At 66.2% G+C, this 13,303-nt stretch carries 15 protein-coding genes and 1 riboswitch; of the genes, 12 read left to right on the top strand and 3 right to left on the bottom strand.

What is annotated here, in order from left to right; genetic code table 11:
* The first annotated feature begins 319 nt into the window (after window positions 1-319).
* The 10 genes from AB3X99_RS18410 to AB3X99_RS18455 all read left to right on the top strand — a co-directional run bounded on the left by AB3X99_RS18410 (window position 320) and on the right by AB3X99_RS18455 (window position 9,672).
* Entirely contained in the window at window positions 320-568 is a 249-nt protein-coding gene (locus tag AB3X99_RS18410; RefSeq protein WP_069268161.1) for a hypothetical protein, read from the top strand.
* 487 nt (window positions 569-1,055) lie between these two features.
* Window positions 1,056-1,328 (top strand): hypothetical protein, encoded by a 273-nt coding sequence (locus tag AB3X99_RS18415; protein WP_069268162.1) that lies wholly within the window; start codon window positions 1,056-1,058, stop codon window positions 1,326-1,328.
* A 423-nt stretch (window positions 1,329-1,751) separates the two neighbouring features.
* Window positions 1,752-1,994: a hypothetical protein gene (locus AB3X99_RS18420; protein ID WP_141710864.1), complete on the top strand. Its 243-nt coding sequence runs from the start codon at window positions 1,752-1,754 to the stop codon at window positions 1,992-1,994.
* A 346-nt stretch (window positions 1,995-2,340) separates the two neighbouring features.
* Window positions 2,341-3,408: a LacI family DNA-binding transcriptional regulator gene (locus tag AB3X99_RS18425; RefSeq protein WP_342945920.1), complete on the top strand. Its 1,068-nt coding sequence runs from the start codon at window positions 2,341-2,343 to the stop codon at window positions 3,406-3,408.
* A gap of 188 nt (window positions 3,409-3,596) precedes the next feature.
* Window positions 3,597-4,640, top strand: coding sequence for an ABC transporter substrate-binding protein (locus AB3X99_RS18430; RefSeq protein WP_368617773.1), 1,044 nt, complete (start codon window positions 3,597-3,599; stop codon window positions 4,638-4,640).
* Window positions 4,641-4,660: 20 nt separating this feature from the next.
* The gene (locus AB3X99_RS18435; RefSeq protein ID WP_368617714.1) at window positions 4,661-5,485 is read left to right on the top strand and encodes an ABC transporter permease; all 825 of its coding nucleotides are present in this window, start codon (window positions 4,661-4,663) and stop codon (window positions 5,483-5,485) included.
* 28 nt (window positions 5,486-5,513) lie between these two features.
* A complete protein-coding gene (locus AB3X99_RS18440; protein WP_368617715.1) occupies window positions 5,514-6,458 on the top strand; it encodes an ABC transporter permease in 945 nt (314 codons plus the stop codon).
* The gene (locus tag AB3X99_RS18445; RefSeq protein ID WP_368617716.1) at window positions 6,455-7,495 is read left to right on the top strand and encodes an ABC transporter ATP-binding protein; all 1,041 of its coding nucleotides are present in this window, start codon (window positions 6,455-6,457) and stop codon (window positions 7,493-7,495) included. Before AB3X99_RS18440 ends, AB3X99_RS18445 begins: the two co-directional genes overlap by 4 nt.
* A gap of 22 nt (window positions 7,496-7,517) precedes the next feature.
* Window positions 7,518-8,345, top strand: a complete 828-nt coding sequence (locus AB3X99_RS18450) for a phosphodiesterase (protein WP_368617717.1) — start codon at window positions 7,518-7,520, stop codon at window positions 8,343-8,345.
* A 112-nt stretch (window positions 8,346-8,457) separates the two neighbouring features.
* Entirely contained in the window at window positions 8,458-9,672 is a 1,215-nt protein-coding gene (locus AB3X99_RS18455; RefSeq protein ID WP_368617718.1) for an MFS transporter, read from the top strand.
* 16 nt (window positions 9,673-9,688) lie between these two features.
* Here AB3X99_RS18455 and AB3X99_RS18460 read toward each other — a convergent pair whose 3' ends face one another.
* The gene (locus tag AB3X99_RS18460) at window positions 9,689-10,231 is read right to left on the bottom strand and encodes a bacterioferritin (protein WP_256094991.1); all 543 of its coding nucleotides are present in this window, start codon (window positions 10,229-10,231) and stop codon (window positions 9,689-9,691) included.
* A gap of 56 nt (window positions 10,232-10,287) precedes the next feature.
* Window positions 10,288-10,449, bottom strand: coding sequence for a DUF1328 family protein (locus AB3X99_RS18465; protein ID WP_028204224.1), 162 nt, complete (start codon window positions 10,447-10,449; stop codon window positions 10,288-10,290).
* A 170-nt stretch (window positions 10,450-10,619) separates the two neighbouring features.
* Between AB3X99_RS18465 and AB3X99_RS18470 the strand changes: the two genes are divergently transcribed.
* The gene (locus tag AB3X99_RS18470) at window positions 10,620-10,757 is read left to right on the top strand and encodes an entericidin A/B family lipoprotein (protein ID WP_042264962.1); all 138 of its coding nucleotides are present in this window, start codon (window positions 10,620-10,622) and stop codon (window positions 10,755-10,757) included.
* 183 nt (window positions 10,758-10,940) lie between these two features.
* Here AB3X99_RS18470 and AB3X99_RS18475 read toward each other — a convergent pair whose 3' ends face one another.
* Window positions 10,941-11,819 carry an EamA family transporter gene (locus AB3X99_RS18475; protein WP_368617774.1) on the bottom strand — a complete coding sequence of 293 codons (879 nt, stop codon included), beginning with the start codon at window positions 11,817-11,819 and terminating at the stop codon, window positions 10,941-10,943.
* A gap of 799 nt (window positions 11,820-12,618) precedes the next feature.
* Here AB3X99_RS18475 and AB3X99_RS18480 point away from each other — a divergent pair.
* Window positions 12,619-13,026 (top strand): GreA/GreB family elongation factor, encoded by a 408-nt coding sequence (locus tag AB3X99_RS18480; RefSeq protein WP_069268168.1) that lies wholly within the window; start codon window positions 12,619-12,621, stop codon window positions 13,024-13,026.
* A gap of 97 nt (window positions 13,027-13,123) precedes the next feature.
* Window positions 13,124-13,253, top strand: a riboswitch (TPP riboswitch).
* Window positions 13,254-13,303: the final 50 nt, after the last annotated feature.

A 13,303-nucleotide genomic window follows, 5' to 3' on the forward strand; every position in this document is an offset into this window, starting at 1 on the left:
GTGCAAAAACACACCGTGTCGATGTGCCACGTCCGGCTCGCCGCCCTACAGGGCTACATTTGTTAGCAGACGTCGAATCTGACGCGTCGCGGCATTGTTGCGCCGCAGCGCTTCACCCAGCGTACCGGCGCCTTTTTACCGTGCCGCGCTGCTCAAGGCGCAGCGGCGTGCGGGGTGCAAGCAAAGGATGCCGAAGCATTAGGCAGACCGCATGAAAACGGTTCTTGTGCGCCGCATGTGCTGCAGTGCATCGCCGGGAAACTCCTGGATTCGGACGCCGAACGGCTGAGATAGTCTCAATGCACAAGGAGACGGAATCATGAGACAAGCATTCAACGTTGGTGTTGTCATCGTCCTCGCACTCCTCCTCGCGAATCGTGCCATGACACGTGTGCAGGCTCACGAGGCTGGCTCGCTTACCTGTGCCCAGGGCTCCGCACTCGTCAAGGCCGAAGCCCTCGTGCGCGGATTCGGCGAACACGGTGCGAGCGCCCAGAGCGAAAACTTCCTCTCTTCCTGTCTCGTTTCAGGCCAGGGTCAAGTCGGCGACCTGATCGCCCACGACTGAGCGCCAATGACTGAGCGCCCTGCGCGCCGCGAGCGCCCAGCCGCGTTTCGCGGCGTGGGCGCGGTTTAACGGCGCGACACGTGGTACCACGCTCGCTCGCGGCCCCACCGCCGGAGCGCGCTCATGACCAACCCGCCGAACGCCGTTCAGCATTCGGCTGGACAGGGTCACACGCCCGCCACTGCGGACCTCGATGTCCGCGGCCGCCCCGATTACCGACCCGAAGCCAATACCTGGCTGCCCGACACCTTCGCCCTTGACCTCAGGTGCGACAAGTCGTCAACTTGCGCTGACGCCCGTAAGTTCACGCGCATCCGCGCCACCCGAAGTCGATACCTCCGCAGGCACCGCTCAGTCGCTCCCGCTCGTTGACGCAGGCGCGGGCGGTTCCACAGCGTCAAGCAAACCCGGCGCGCCGGGACGCACCGCTGCGGGTTGCCAATTCCCCGGGTTGGCGGCGAGAATGCTCGCGGACCACGGAGAATCTATGAAAGGTTGCATCCTGTTGTTTGGAGTCAGCATGCTGGCGGCGTGCACATCGGTAACGGCCGTCAATTCGAGACAGGATGGGCATCTCACCGTCACGAGCCGCGCGCGCTGGGAGCTTGTTTCGTGGAACCACGTGCGCGCAGTCGGGCTCAGCGAAGCCGAGGACTACTGCGAAAAACGGAAGAAGCAGTTGCATACGGTCGAGATCCACAGCGAAGGCGTGCGCGGCATGACGTCCCAGACAGTAGAAGTCATCTTCGACTGCATCTGAGGGGGACCGCATAGTCTTCTCGCGCATCCGCGTCAAACGGGCGTTGCAGCCCGTTAGCGCGCTGTTGCAGACCAGATTGCTCGAGATGGCGCAATAGTTTGTTGTCGTTCACCCTGATACCCAAATCGCATGACCGCGCTAAACTGACGATACATTTTGTTACGTTTAGGGCCGCGTCATGTTGACCGCATTCTTTATCGCCTGCCCCTTCGGCATCGCGGCATTGTTCGGGTTCGCAAGGCTGATCAATCCTCTCACCGGGAAGATCGGTAGTCGTTGAGTGCGCAAGCGCCCGGTTGCGGCGCAGCGCCCGACTGATCCTCGCGCCGCCATTCTGCGCGGCTGCCCGGGGCTTTTCCCGGCCTATCCTGTTTTTCTCTTCGGTGTAGCCAGATCCCTTCGTGCGCCCGCACGGATTTAGCCATGCAAATGAAAAACCCGCGAAGCCTGAAGCTATCGCGGGTTTCGGGAATCCAGCGGCATTCGCTGGAACAACAACATCTGGTGCCGGGGACCGGACTCGAACCGGCAAGCCGTAAGGCGGCGGATTTTCGTCACACCACGTCTTTCGACGCCACGCGCCATGCATGGGCGCGCGTTCGTGCGCTGGACTATGCCTTCACCGTCGCTGAGCGCCGCGTAATCTCACGCCGCGCCTGGCCTTAGGCGCCCCCCGTCTAGTCTCTACACCTTCCTGACCACCGCTTTGCGCGGCAGCCGGCTTGGCTCGGCGTTGCCTCGGCGCCTCGCGCGCGACGCGCTTCCAGGCCCAGGGGTTTCGCCGAATTTGAGGGGTTCTGCACCGGCCGTTTCCGGTCGGGCACTCAATCGTTTCTTAAGTCCGCTATGTTTACCAATTTCATCACCCCGGCAGGGCGGACGCGATTCTACCATTGCCCGGCGCGCCTCCCAAAGGCGGGACGGGGGACCGCATCCGTCATCTGCCGGTCATACGCATTTTTCATAATCGGCCCCATCGAAAACGTTTACATACGACGCCGGGGCCGATCGCATGACGCCAACCATCAAGGATGTCGCCGCACACGCCGGATTCTCGATCGCCACCGTGTCGCGCGCGATCAATGCGCCTCATACGGTCAACCCCGTCACGCTCGCGCGGGTGCGCGAAGCAATCGACGCGCTGAAGTTCCGCCCGAACCCGCTCGGCCGCCAGTTGCGCGGCGAGCGCACGCGTCTGATCGGCGTGGTGCTGCCCACGCTCGCCAATCCGGTGTTCGCCGAGTGCCTGCAGGGCATCGACGAACTCGCCGCGGCGCAGGGCTTTCGCCTCATGCTGATGACCACGCAGTACGACGCCGAACGCGAGCGTCATGCGATCGAGACGTTGCGCGCGCAACGTGTCGAGGGGCTGATCCTGACCGTCGCCGACGCCGACACCCATCCCCTGCTCGACGAACTCGACGCGGACGGCCCGCTCTACGTGCTGATGCACAACGACACGAAACGGCGCCCTTCGGTGTCGGTGGACAACCACCAGGCCGCCTGCGACGGCGTGCGCATGCTCATCGCGCACGGCCATCGCCGCATCCTCATGCTGGCCGGCACGCTCGCCGCCTCCGACCGCGCGCGCCAGCGCCATGCGGGCTATGCCCTCGCAATGCAGCAGGCCGGCCTCACGCCCGCGCCGGCCCTCGAAGTCGATTTCAACGCGCAAGAGCTTGCGCCTTCGGTGCTCGCACATCTGACGAGCGGGCCCGCGCGGCCCACGGCCCTCTTCTGCAGCAACGACCTGCTGGCCATGGTCGTGATGCGCGGACTGCGCCGCGCCCGCCTGCGCGTGCCGCAGGACATGTCGATTCTCGGCTTCGACGGCCTCGCGATGAGCGAACTGCTCGCGCCGCCGCTTGCGAGCATCGGCACGCCGAACCGCGATATCGGCTGCGAAGCGTGGCAATGCCTGATGGCGCGCATCGGCGGCCAGTATGCGGGGCCACTCGCCAATACGCTGCCGCACACCTTGCGCACCGGCGGCACCATCGCGGCGATCGCGCACGCGCCGCTCGGCGCGCGTGGAAGCGCGATCGATCGCGGCCTCGAACTCGGCGGCGCGCTCTCGTGAGTCAGTGGCGCGTCTGAGGAACAAACCGAACCAGCCGAACAATCCGGGGCCGTGCACGCACGCGGCCCTCATCCACCAGAACGCTCTCGCAACCGACCTGGAGACCTGCCTTGACCAGCCGACTCGCCTTTGCCGGCCCGCTTTCGCTTGTGCCCGTGCGCGCCGTCCTGCGCACGCTAGCCGCACCCGTGCGGCGCCTGACCCGCTTCGCCCGCTTCTCCCGCGCGCTGCCGCTCGCCGCGAGCGCCGCCGCCCTCGTAGCCGGATTTGCCGCGCCGCTGACGGCGCAGGCCGATCAGACCGCCATCTGCTACAACTGTCCGCCCGAATGGGCCGACTGGGCGAGCCAGATCCAGGCGATCCAGAAAGAGACCGGTATTCGCGTGCCGTTCGACAACAAGAACTCCGGCCAATCCATCGCACAACTGATGGCCGAGCAGAAGAGCCCGGTCGCCGATGTCGTTTATCTCGGCGTGTCATCGGCATTCCAGGCGAAGGACAAGGGCGTGATCACGCCATACAAGCCCGCGCACTGGAACGACATTCCCGCCGACCTGAAGGACCCGCAAGGCTACTGGTTCGCCATCCACTCGGGCACGCTCGGCTTCTTCGTCAACAAGGACGCGCTCGAAGGCAAGCCGGTGCCGCGTTCGTGGGCCGATCTCCTCAAGCCCGAGTACAAGGGCATGGTCGGCTACCTCGATCCGTCGAGCGCCTTCGTGGGTTATGCGGGCGCGGTAGCCGTGAATCTCGCGTTGGGCGGCACGCTCGACAACTTCCAGCCCGCTTTCGAATGGTTCGGCAAGCTCAAGGCCAACCAGCCGATCGTGCCGAAGCAGACCGCCTACGCGCGCGTGCTGTCGGGTGAGATTCCGATCCTGCTCGACTACGACTTCGACGCCTACCGCGCCAGGTACAAGGACCACGCAAACGTCGAGTTCGTGATCCCCAAGGAAGGCACGATTTCGGTGCCCTACGTGATGAGCCTCGTGAAGAACGGCCCGCACGAAGCGAACGGCAAGAAGGTGCTCGACTTCGTGCTGTCCGACGAAGGCCAGAAGCTCTGGGCCAATGCCTACCTGCGCCCGGTGCGCGCAAGCGCGCTCTCGCCGGAAGCGGCTTCGAAGTTCCTGCCCGCGAGCGATTATGCACGCGCAAAACCCGTGGACTTCGCGAAGATGGCGGCGCAGCAGCAGGCGTTCGGCGAGCGCTATCTGCAGATCATGCACTGATACCCCGGCCGATCACTTCCATGCATGACCTCACTTTTCCGCTGCGCTGGCGTGTGGCGCTCATCGCGCCCGCGCTCGCGGTGTTCCTCGCCTTCTGGCTGCTGCCGATGATCGCACTCGTGCAAGTGAGCGCCGACGGGCACTTCATCGAAACTTATCGCGCACTCCTGACGAATGGCCGCTACATGAGGAGCCTTGGCGCGACTATTGCGCTCTCGGCCGCCGTGACCGCGGCAACGCTCGTGGTCTCGACGATCTGCGGCCTTCTGCTCGCACGGCGCACATTCGCGGGGCGCCGTGCGCTCGTCGCGCTGCTCACGTTTCCGCTGGCGTTTCCGGGCGTGGTGGTCGGCTTCATGGTGATCATGCTCGCCGGCCGCCAGGGGCTCATCGGCGCGCTCTCGCTGCGGCTCACCGGCGAGCGCTGGGTGTTCGCGTACTCGATGGCGGGACTCTTCGCGGGCTATCTGTACTTTTCGATTCCGCGCGTGATCGTGACCGTGATGGCCTGCGCAAGCCAGCTCGACGGCTCGCTCGAAGAGGCCGCGCGATCGCTTGGCGCGTCGTCGTGGCGCGTGCTGTGCGATGTGATCCTGCCCGCGCTCGCGCCCGGCCTCGTCGCCGCAGGAGCGATCTGCTTCGCGACCGCGATGGGCGCGTTCGGCACGGCCTTCACGCTCGCCACCGACATCGACGTCCTGCCGATGACGATCTATACCGAGTTCACGCTCAACGCGAACATGGTCACGGCAGCCGGCCTTTCGATCGTGCTCGGTCTCGTGACGTGGGCGGTGCTCACGCTCGCGCGCAGCGTGACGGGCGCGGCCGTCGCGGCCACGGCATGAGCACGCTGTGGTTTTCGAGGACTCCAGAATGAATTCGGTCGTCAATCCCGCCGCAACGGCTGCGCAAGACGTACACGAAGCGCCCGGCCAGCCGCCCGCCGCGCGGCGGCGCTTCGCCCGGCCCTCGGTGCGCGCATGGATCGCGTGCGCGCAATGGCTCGTCACGCTCGCCACCTGCGCATTTCTCATCGTGCCCGTGGTGATGTCGATCCTCGCGGGGCTTACCGTCAACTATTTTCGCGGCGTCGCGAGCGGCCTTACGCTACGCTGGCTCGACCAGGTCTGGGCGCAGTATCACGCGAGCGTCTTTCTCTCGCTCGAAGTGGCGGCCGCCACGCTCGTCATCACGCTCGCGACCGGCGTGCCCGCGGGCTATGCGCTCGCGCGCAGCCGCACGCGCCTCTCGCGCTTGATCGAGGAATTGCTCGTGCTGCCGGTTGCCCTGCCCGGCCTCGCTTCGGCGCTCGCCCTGCTCGTGGTGTACGGCGGCTTCAGCACCTTTCGCATGAGCGCGGCATTCATCGTGGTCGGCCACGTGGTGTTCACGCTGCCGTTCATGGTGCGGCCCGTGGCAGCCGTGTGCGCGTCGGCGGACCTGCGCACGCTCGAAGAAGGCGCGGCGAGCCTCGGTGCGGGCTTCTGGCAGCGCTTCACGACCATCGTGCTGCCCAATGCACGGCCCGGCATCGTGGCGGGCGCGCTCGCGGTGCTCACGCTTTCGATCGGCGAATTCAATCTCACCTGGATGTTGCACACGCCCGACACCAAAACGCTGCCAGTCGGCCTCGCGGACACCTATGCGTCGCTGCGCATCGAAGTGGGCAGCGCCTACACGATCCTCTTCTTCGTCATGACGATGCCGCTGCTCGTGGCGATGCAATGGCTCGGCGTGGACGTGCCCGGCGCCTCAGGAAAGCCCTCTGGCAAGCAGCGCCTCGCAGGCCAGCAAAATAGCAACAAGGATTCCGAATGAAACTCGAACCGATCCCGATTATGCTCACGCGCTGCGCGAAGACGTTTCGCGGCACGCGCGTGCTCGAACCGCTCGACCTCGCGATCGGCGCCGGCGAAACGCTCGTGCTGCTCGGCCCTTCGGGCTGCGGCAAGACCACCACGCTGCGCATGATCGCGGGTCTGGAGACGCCCGACGCCGGCGGCCGCGTGGCCTTTGGCGACGAAGACGTGACCGCGCTGCCGATCGAGCGGCGCAAGGTCGGTATGGTGTTCCAGAACTACGCCCTCTTTCCGAACCTCGACGTGCGCGGCAACATCGGCTATGGCCTGAAAATCCAGCGCGTTCCCGCCGCCGACGCGCGCGCACGCGTGGACGAATTGCTCGCGATGATGCGTCTCGAAGCGCACGCGACCAAGCCCATCAACCAGCTTTCGGGCGGCCAGCGCCAGCGCGTGGCGCTCGCACGCGCGCTCGCACCACGCCCGCGTGTACTGCTGCTGGACGAGCCGCTCACCGCGCTCGATGCGCGCCTGCGCGACACCTTGCGCAGCGAGATGAACGCGCTGTTGCGCGAGCTGGGCGTGACGACGGTCTACGTCACGCACGATCAGGCCGAGGCGATGGAGCTGGGCGACCGCATCGTCGTGATGAGCGCAGGCCGCATCGAGCAGATCGGCACGCCGCGCGAGATCTATTTCCGGCCTGCGAGTCGTGCGGTCGCGCAGTTCGTCGGCACGCTCAACCGGATCGCCGGAGAATGGCAAGGTGGCATGCTGCGCACGAGCGGCGGCGCCGTGCCGGCCGGCCCGTACCAGACGAGCGGCGCCGCCGAGCTGTATTTCCGCCCCGAAGACGCCACGCTCGCCGACCCTGTCGGCGCGCAGCTGCGCGGCGTGATCGAGCAGGCGACCTTTCTCGGCGAGCGCACGCGGCTCACGATCGGCGGCGCGGCGCCCGATGCCCTGCTCGTCGACGTGGCGGGCCGCGTCGAGCTGGCGCGCGGCACGCCGGTCGGCATTTCGATTGCCCCTGAAGCGCTCATCGCGCTCGCGTAATTCTTACTCAATGAGGACTACCATGCTGCTCGCCCAGATCAGCGACCTGCACATCAAGCCACCGGGCGCGCTCGCCTATCGCCGCGTCGATACGGCCGCGAGCCTCGCACGCACCATCGCGCGGTTGAACGCGCTCACGCCGCGCCCCGACGCGGTGCTCATGACCGGCGACCTCGTCGACCAGGGCTCGGTCGAGGAATACCGGCACCTCAAATCGCTGCTCGACACGCTCGAGATTCCGTACTGGCTCCTGATCGGCAACCACGACGCGCGCGAGCCGCTGCGCGAAGTATTCGCCGATCGGCCCGAACTGCGCGAAGGCGGCGAGTTCATCCAGTACGCCGTGGACCTCGGCGCGCTGCGCGTGATCGCGCTCGACTCCATGCAGCCGGGGCAAAGCGCGGGCACACTCTGCGCCGCGCGCCTCGCGTGGCTCGCGCAGCAGCTCGATGCGGCGCGCGGCAAGCCCGTGATCGTCGCACTCCATCACCCGCCGTTCGACTGCGGCATCGGCCACATGGATGCGATTCGGCTCGACGACAGTGCCGCGCAGGCGCTCGAAGCGCTCGTGGCGCACCATCCCAACGTCGAGCGCGTGCTGTGCGGCCACGTGCACCGGCCCATGTTCGTGCGCTTCGGCGGCACGATCGCTGCGGCCGTGCCGGCGCCGGCCCACCAGGTCACACTCGACCTCGCACCCGATGCGCCCTCCACGTTCACGCTGGAGCCGCCCGCCTTCGCGCTGCATCGCTACGATCCGCGGGGCGGGATCGTCACGCATCATGGCTACGTCGATCCATTCGACGGACCGTATCCGTTCTACGAGCCCACGGGCGAGCTGATTGCCTGAAAGCGCGACAGGCGGCGCGCTCCCGGGCCGCCAGCGCGATTGTGCGCGCTCCGGTATGATCGGCACGCTCGAAGCCTGCCTTTCGCATCACCGGGCGCCGCCCGCATCGCACATGTCCACACCTGATTCCGCAACCGCTGGCGCAAGCCAGTCGCTGCGCGGCCTGCTGCTCCTGCTCGCGACCATCGCGGGCGTCACGGTCGCGAACATCTACTTCAACCAGCCGCTGCTCGACGATTTCCGCCAGAGCTTCCCGGCCGGCGCCGCGTGGATCGGCGCCGTGCCGGCCGGCACCCAGCTCGGCTACGCAGCGGGCATGCTGCTGCTCGCGCCGCTCGGCGACCGCTACGACCGCCGCCGCATCATCCTGCTGCAAACCGCCGGCCTGTGCGTCGCGCTGCTCGTCGCGGCCACGGCGCCCTCGCTTGCCGTGCTGGTCGGCGCGAGCCTCGCGATCGGCATCCTCTCCACCATCGCGCAGCAGGCCGTGCCGTTTTCCGCGGAACTCGCGCCGCCCGAGGCGCGCGGCCACGCGGTGGGCACGGTGATGAGCGGCCTCTTGCTCGGCATCCTGCTCGCGCGTACCGCGGCCGGTTTCGTCGGTCAGTACTTCGGCTGGCGCGCGGTATTCGGCGCGTCGATCGTCGCGCTGCTCGTGCTCGCGCTCGTCATCGTGAAAAAGTTGCCGAAGAGCCAGCCGACCTCGACGCTCGGCTACGGCAAGCTGCTCGGCTCGATGTGGCATCTCGTGCTGGAGCTGCCCGGACTGCGTGAAGCATCGGCGACCGGCGCCTGCCTCTTCGCCGCGTTCAGCCTCTTCTGGCCCGTGCTCACGCTGCTGCTCGCGGGCGAGCCGTTCCATCTCGGGCCGCAGGCGGCGGGCCTGTTCGGCATCGTCGGTGCGGCGGGCGCGCTGGCCGCGCCGATGGCGGGCCGCTCCGCCGACAAGCGCGGGCCGCGCGCTGTCATCACGATGTCGATCGCGCTGATGGCGCTCGCGTTCGTGATCTTCGCATTCTCCGGCACGAGCCTGATTGGCCTCGTGATCGGCGTGATCGTGCTCGACGTGGGCGTGCAGGCCGCGCAGATCTCGAATCAGTCGCGCATCTACGCGCTGCGCCCCGAGGCGCGCAGCCGCGTGAATACGGTGTTCATGGTCTGCTACTTCATTGGCGGCGCGACCGGTTCCGCCGTGGGCGTAACCGCGTGGCACGCATTCGGCTGGATCGGCGTGTGCGTGGCGGGCATCGCATTCACGGCGCTCGCCGGCTGGATTCACCATGCAACGCGCCCGCGCATGGGCGCGGGCGCGCAGACTTCTTCCTGAGGGCTGGCGTCAGGCGTTATTTGCTCGCATACAGCAAATCGGTCATATCGTCGGCGTGCTCTTCCTCCGTCGCGAGAATTTCCTCGAAGATGCGTCGCGTCGTGGTGTCGTCATGACCGAGATAATTGATGATCGCGCGATAGCTCTCGATGGCGATGCGCTCCGCGATCAGATTCTCACGGATCATGTCCTTCAGGTCGACCCCTTCCTTGTATTCCGAGTGCGAGCGCTCGAGCAGCGTTGCCGGCGAGAAGTCTGGCTCGCCGCCTAGCTGCACGATACGGGCCGCGAGCATATCGGCGTGCTGCTGCTCCTCGGTCGCGTGCTGGAGAAACTCGGCCGCCACCGACTCGGACTCGATGCCCTTCGCCATGAAATGGTGCCGCTTGTAGCGCAGCACGCACACGAGCTCTGTGGCGAGCGAATCGTTGAGCAACTTGAGCACGGTCTCGCGATTCGCGGGGTAGTCCGACGTGACCGGCCCCTGGTCGAGATTGCGGCGCGCCTCATCGCGTACGCGCTTGAGATCGAACTCAAACGAAGCGTGTGTCTTCGACATCTGACTCTCCTTCGAACATGACATGCATGAGTGGGATTGGGTTTCGCATGCGCGCGTCATCGGTGCATCACGCCTAGCAGCAACGTGACGACGAAGACCACGAGGAAGATATAGAACAGGATCTTGGCGATTTCGGCCGCGCCCGCAGCGATTCCCGTGAAGCCGAACACGGCGGCGATGATCGCAATGATGAAAAACACGATGGCGTAGTGAAGCATGGCGTAGTCCTCCTTGTGGGCGGATGTGCTGCGCTATGTCGCGCCTGCGTCAGCGCTAGCGCAAGCCGCGGACCCGACGCCTGCGCACACGCAGACGCATGGCGGCACAAATGACCGGGCACGAGACATGCTGGAGAGTGATCTCCTTTGACACCGTGGAGGACTTCCTCATGAAACGCCTGATTGCCCTCTTTCTCGTTACCGCATCGCTGGCAGCGCTCTCGGCCTGCAACACGATGGCGGGTGCCGGCGAGGACGTTTCCGCAGGCGGCCACGCCCTCACGAATTCGGCGGAAAAGGCAAAATAGTGTCCGGCAAACGGTAAAGGCGCCGGAATGACGGCTAACGCGTGCGCGTAGCTCGTACGTACGCTACCGGCATCGATCACCGGTGAACGACGAAGTCGCGGCCGCTGTGCGCCTCGCATGCGCAGCGGCCGCGCACGCAACGCGGCGCGACGACGCGAGGCGCGTCGCGAAGGCAGGATGAACTCAGGCAGTGCGGCGGCGGTCGTCGAACAGGAACGACAGACCCACGCTGCCGAGAATCAGCACGGTCGCGACAACGGTTGCGCTCGTGACCGGCTCGCCGAGCAGCAGCGCGCCGAGCGCGACGGCAACAACGGGATTCACGTACATGCAACTGCTCGCGACGAGCGGGCTGGTATGGCGAATCAGGTAGCCATACGCGACATAGGCCGCCATCGTGCCGATGAAAAGCAGGTAGAGAAACGCCACGAGCGGCAGGAAATACAGCTCGCCCATGCGTTCGCCACTGATCCACGCGACCGTCGTCGAAATGGCGCCGCCCAGGCCGATCTGCAGCGCCGTCGCGACGAAGAGATCGGTCGGCAACGTGAGCTTGCCCGCCAGATGCGCGCCGATTGCCCAGAAGAGCGCGCCGCACAGAATCGCGAGGCTGCCGCCCGCCGAGCCGGCCGCGGCGCCGCCGTGGCTCAGGATGGCTATGCCGACGAGGCCGAGCGCGACCGCGGCCCATTCGGCCTTTGCCACGCGCCGCCCGGTGACCGCCGAGATCACGGTCGCAAAGAGCGGCACCGTGGCGACCATCACGGCCGCCTTGCCAGTGCCCACTGTACGCATGCCGTAGGCGAGCATGCCGCTCGACAGGCCCACGAGCAGCGTGCCCACCACGCCCGCGTTGCGCACTTCGAGCAGCGTTGGCATGACGGGCCGCCGGCGCATGGCGAAGACGAACAGGCCGATCCCGGCGAGCAGATTGCGCAAGCCGGAAAGCAGGAGCGGCGGGAAAGAATCGAGCGCGACTTTCACGCCGAGATACGTCGAGCCCCAAACGAAGTAGACGACGGCGAGCGAGAGCGCAACGCGCCCGGTGCGCGATTGCGGCAGCCGTACGGCACGCGCGAAACGCCATAGCGCGGCTGCGACCTGCTGGGCCCCGGCGAATAAAGATTGAGTGTTCACGTGGAAAGGCAAACGGGGAGGCATCGTCAATTCACCGCGGCAGGTGAAAGGCAGGACCGCGGGCGCCCCGGCAGCAAGGTGGCGGGACGTGTGAAGCTCGACGGCATGGTGCAGATGCGCAAAAACGCGAAAAAAGACGGAGTACGAAGGACACCCGGGACGGGCGAAGCGCATTATGCAACAACGCCGGGTGTTGCGGATGCTTTCAGGATGCTTTATGCGCAGCGATTCGTTGCGTGCGCGTCACAGTGTGAGCGGCGCAAGCGAGGACCGCGGATCGCGCACCATATTGCCGTGTAACGGCCGCGTTGCGCCGCGCTGGGAAGACCGTGCTAGCATGACAAAACCTTTCGCTTAACTTTCACCAACCGGATTTCATACACGCCGCTCGCCATGCTTTCGCTCGTTTCGCGTCCCGTATTCGCCTTGCCGCCGCGTCATTTGCGCGGCGCGTCGGCACGCGTACGCGCCGAGCGCGAGCGAACCGCGCCGTGGCCTCTCGACACCCGAGCGCGCGCCCTAGCTACTCTCTCCGCTCCGCTTTACGCCGCCCGGCGTCCGCACTGAACCGCCTCCCCCAACCCATCGGAGCCGGTCGGTCGGGCTCCGGGCCGATCCGTTACACCGCCGTTACGCCCCGCTGCGGCCCGCGCCCGATTGCGCGAGTTCGCTCCCAGCCCTCGCCGTTACCTCGAATCTTTTCTGGATCGCAAGGAAGACTGCCATGTCGAAGAAAATCCGTTACTTCACCGAACTCGATGTCGCCCGCCTCGAAAAATGCGCCGCCGAACCCGGCGCCGCGCCCGCGCGCCAGGCCATGCTCGACGAACTCCTCGAACACGCCGTGATCGTGGAATCGCGCGACATGGCCGCCAACGTCGTGACGATGAACTCGCAGGTCACGCTCGTGGACGAGCGTAACGGCGCATCCCTCACGTACACCGTCGTCTATCCGCATGAGGCGAACGTCGACGCCGGGCGCCTGAACGTGTTCTCACCCGCGGGTCTCGCGCTCCTCGGCGCGAAACGCGGCAACGCCGTGCGCTTCACGACGCCGGGCGGCGCGGTCGAAACCCTGAAGATCGAGCGCATCCTGTTTCAGCCGGAAGCTTCGAAGGATTTCACGCTGTAAGCTGGGGCCACACTACACATCGCGATACCCCGCGCCTGGCACATCGCGCGCGAGATGGCACTTGCCAGATCGTCGCAGCGCGGTGTATCGTTTGGCCTTGCTTACGCGGGGGTCCTGCGTCATGCGCCGCATCGAACGAAAGTCGTGCAGCGTATTTCGCGGGTGAGAAATACCCTTTGAACCTGATCTGGATAATGCCAGCGCAGGGAAGCGTCCGGACTTCGCAACATCGCTCAGCGCCTCACCTCATCACAGCGAAGTCCGTCCACGTTCCGTC

Origin of the sequence: Paraburkholderia sp. BR10882, assembly GCF_040948855.1 — a bacterium.
GTDB lineage: Bacteria > Pseudomonadota > Gammaproteobacteria > Burkholderiales > Burkholderiaceae > Paraburkholderia > Paraburkholderia nodosa_A.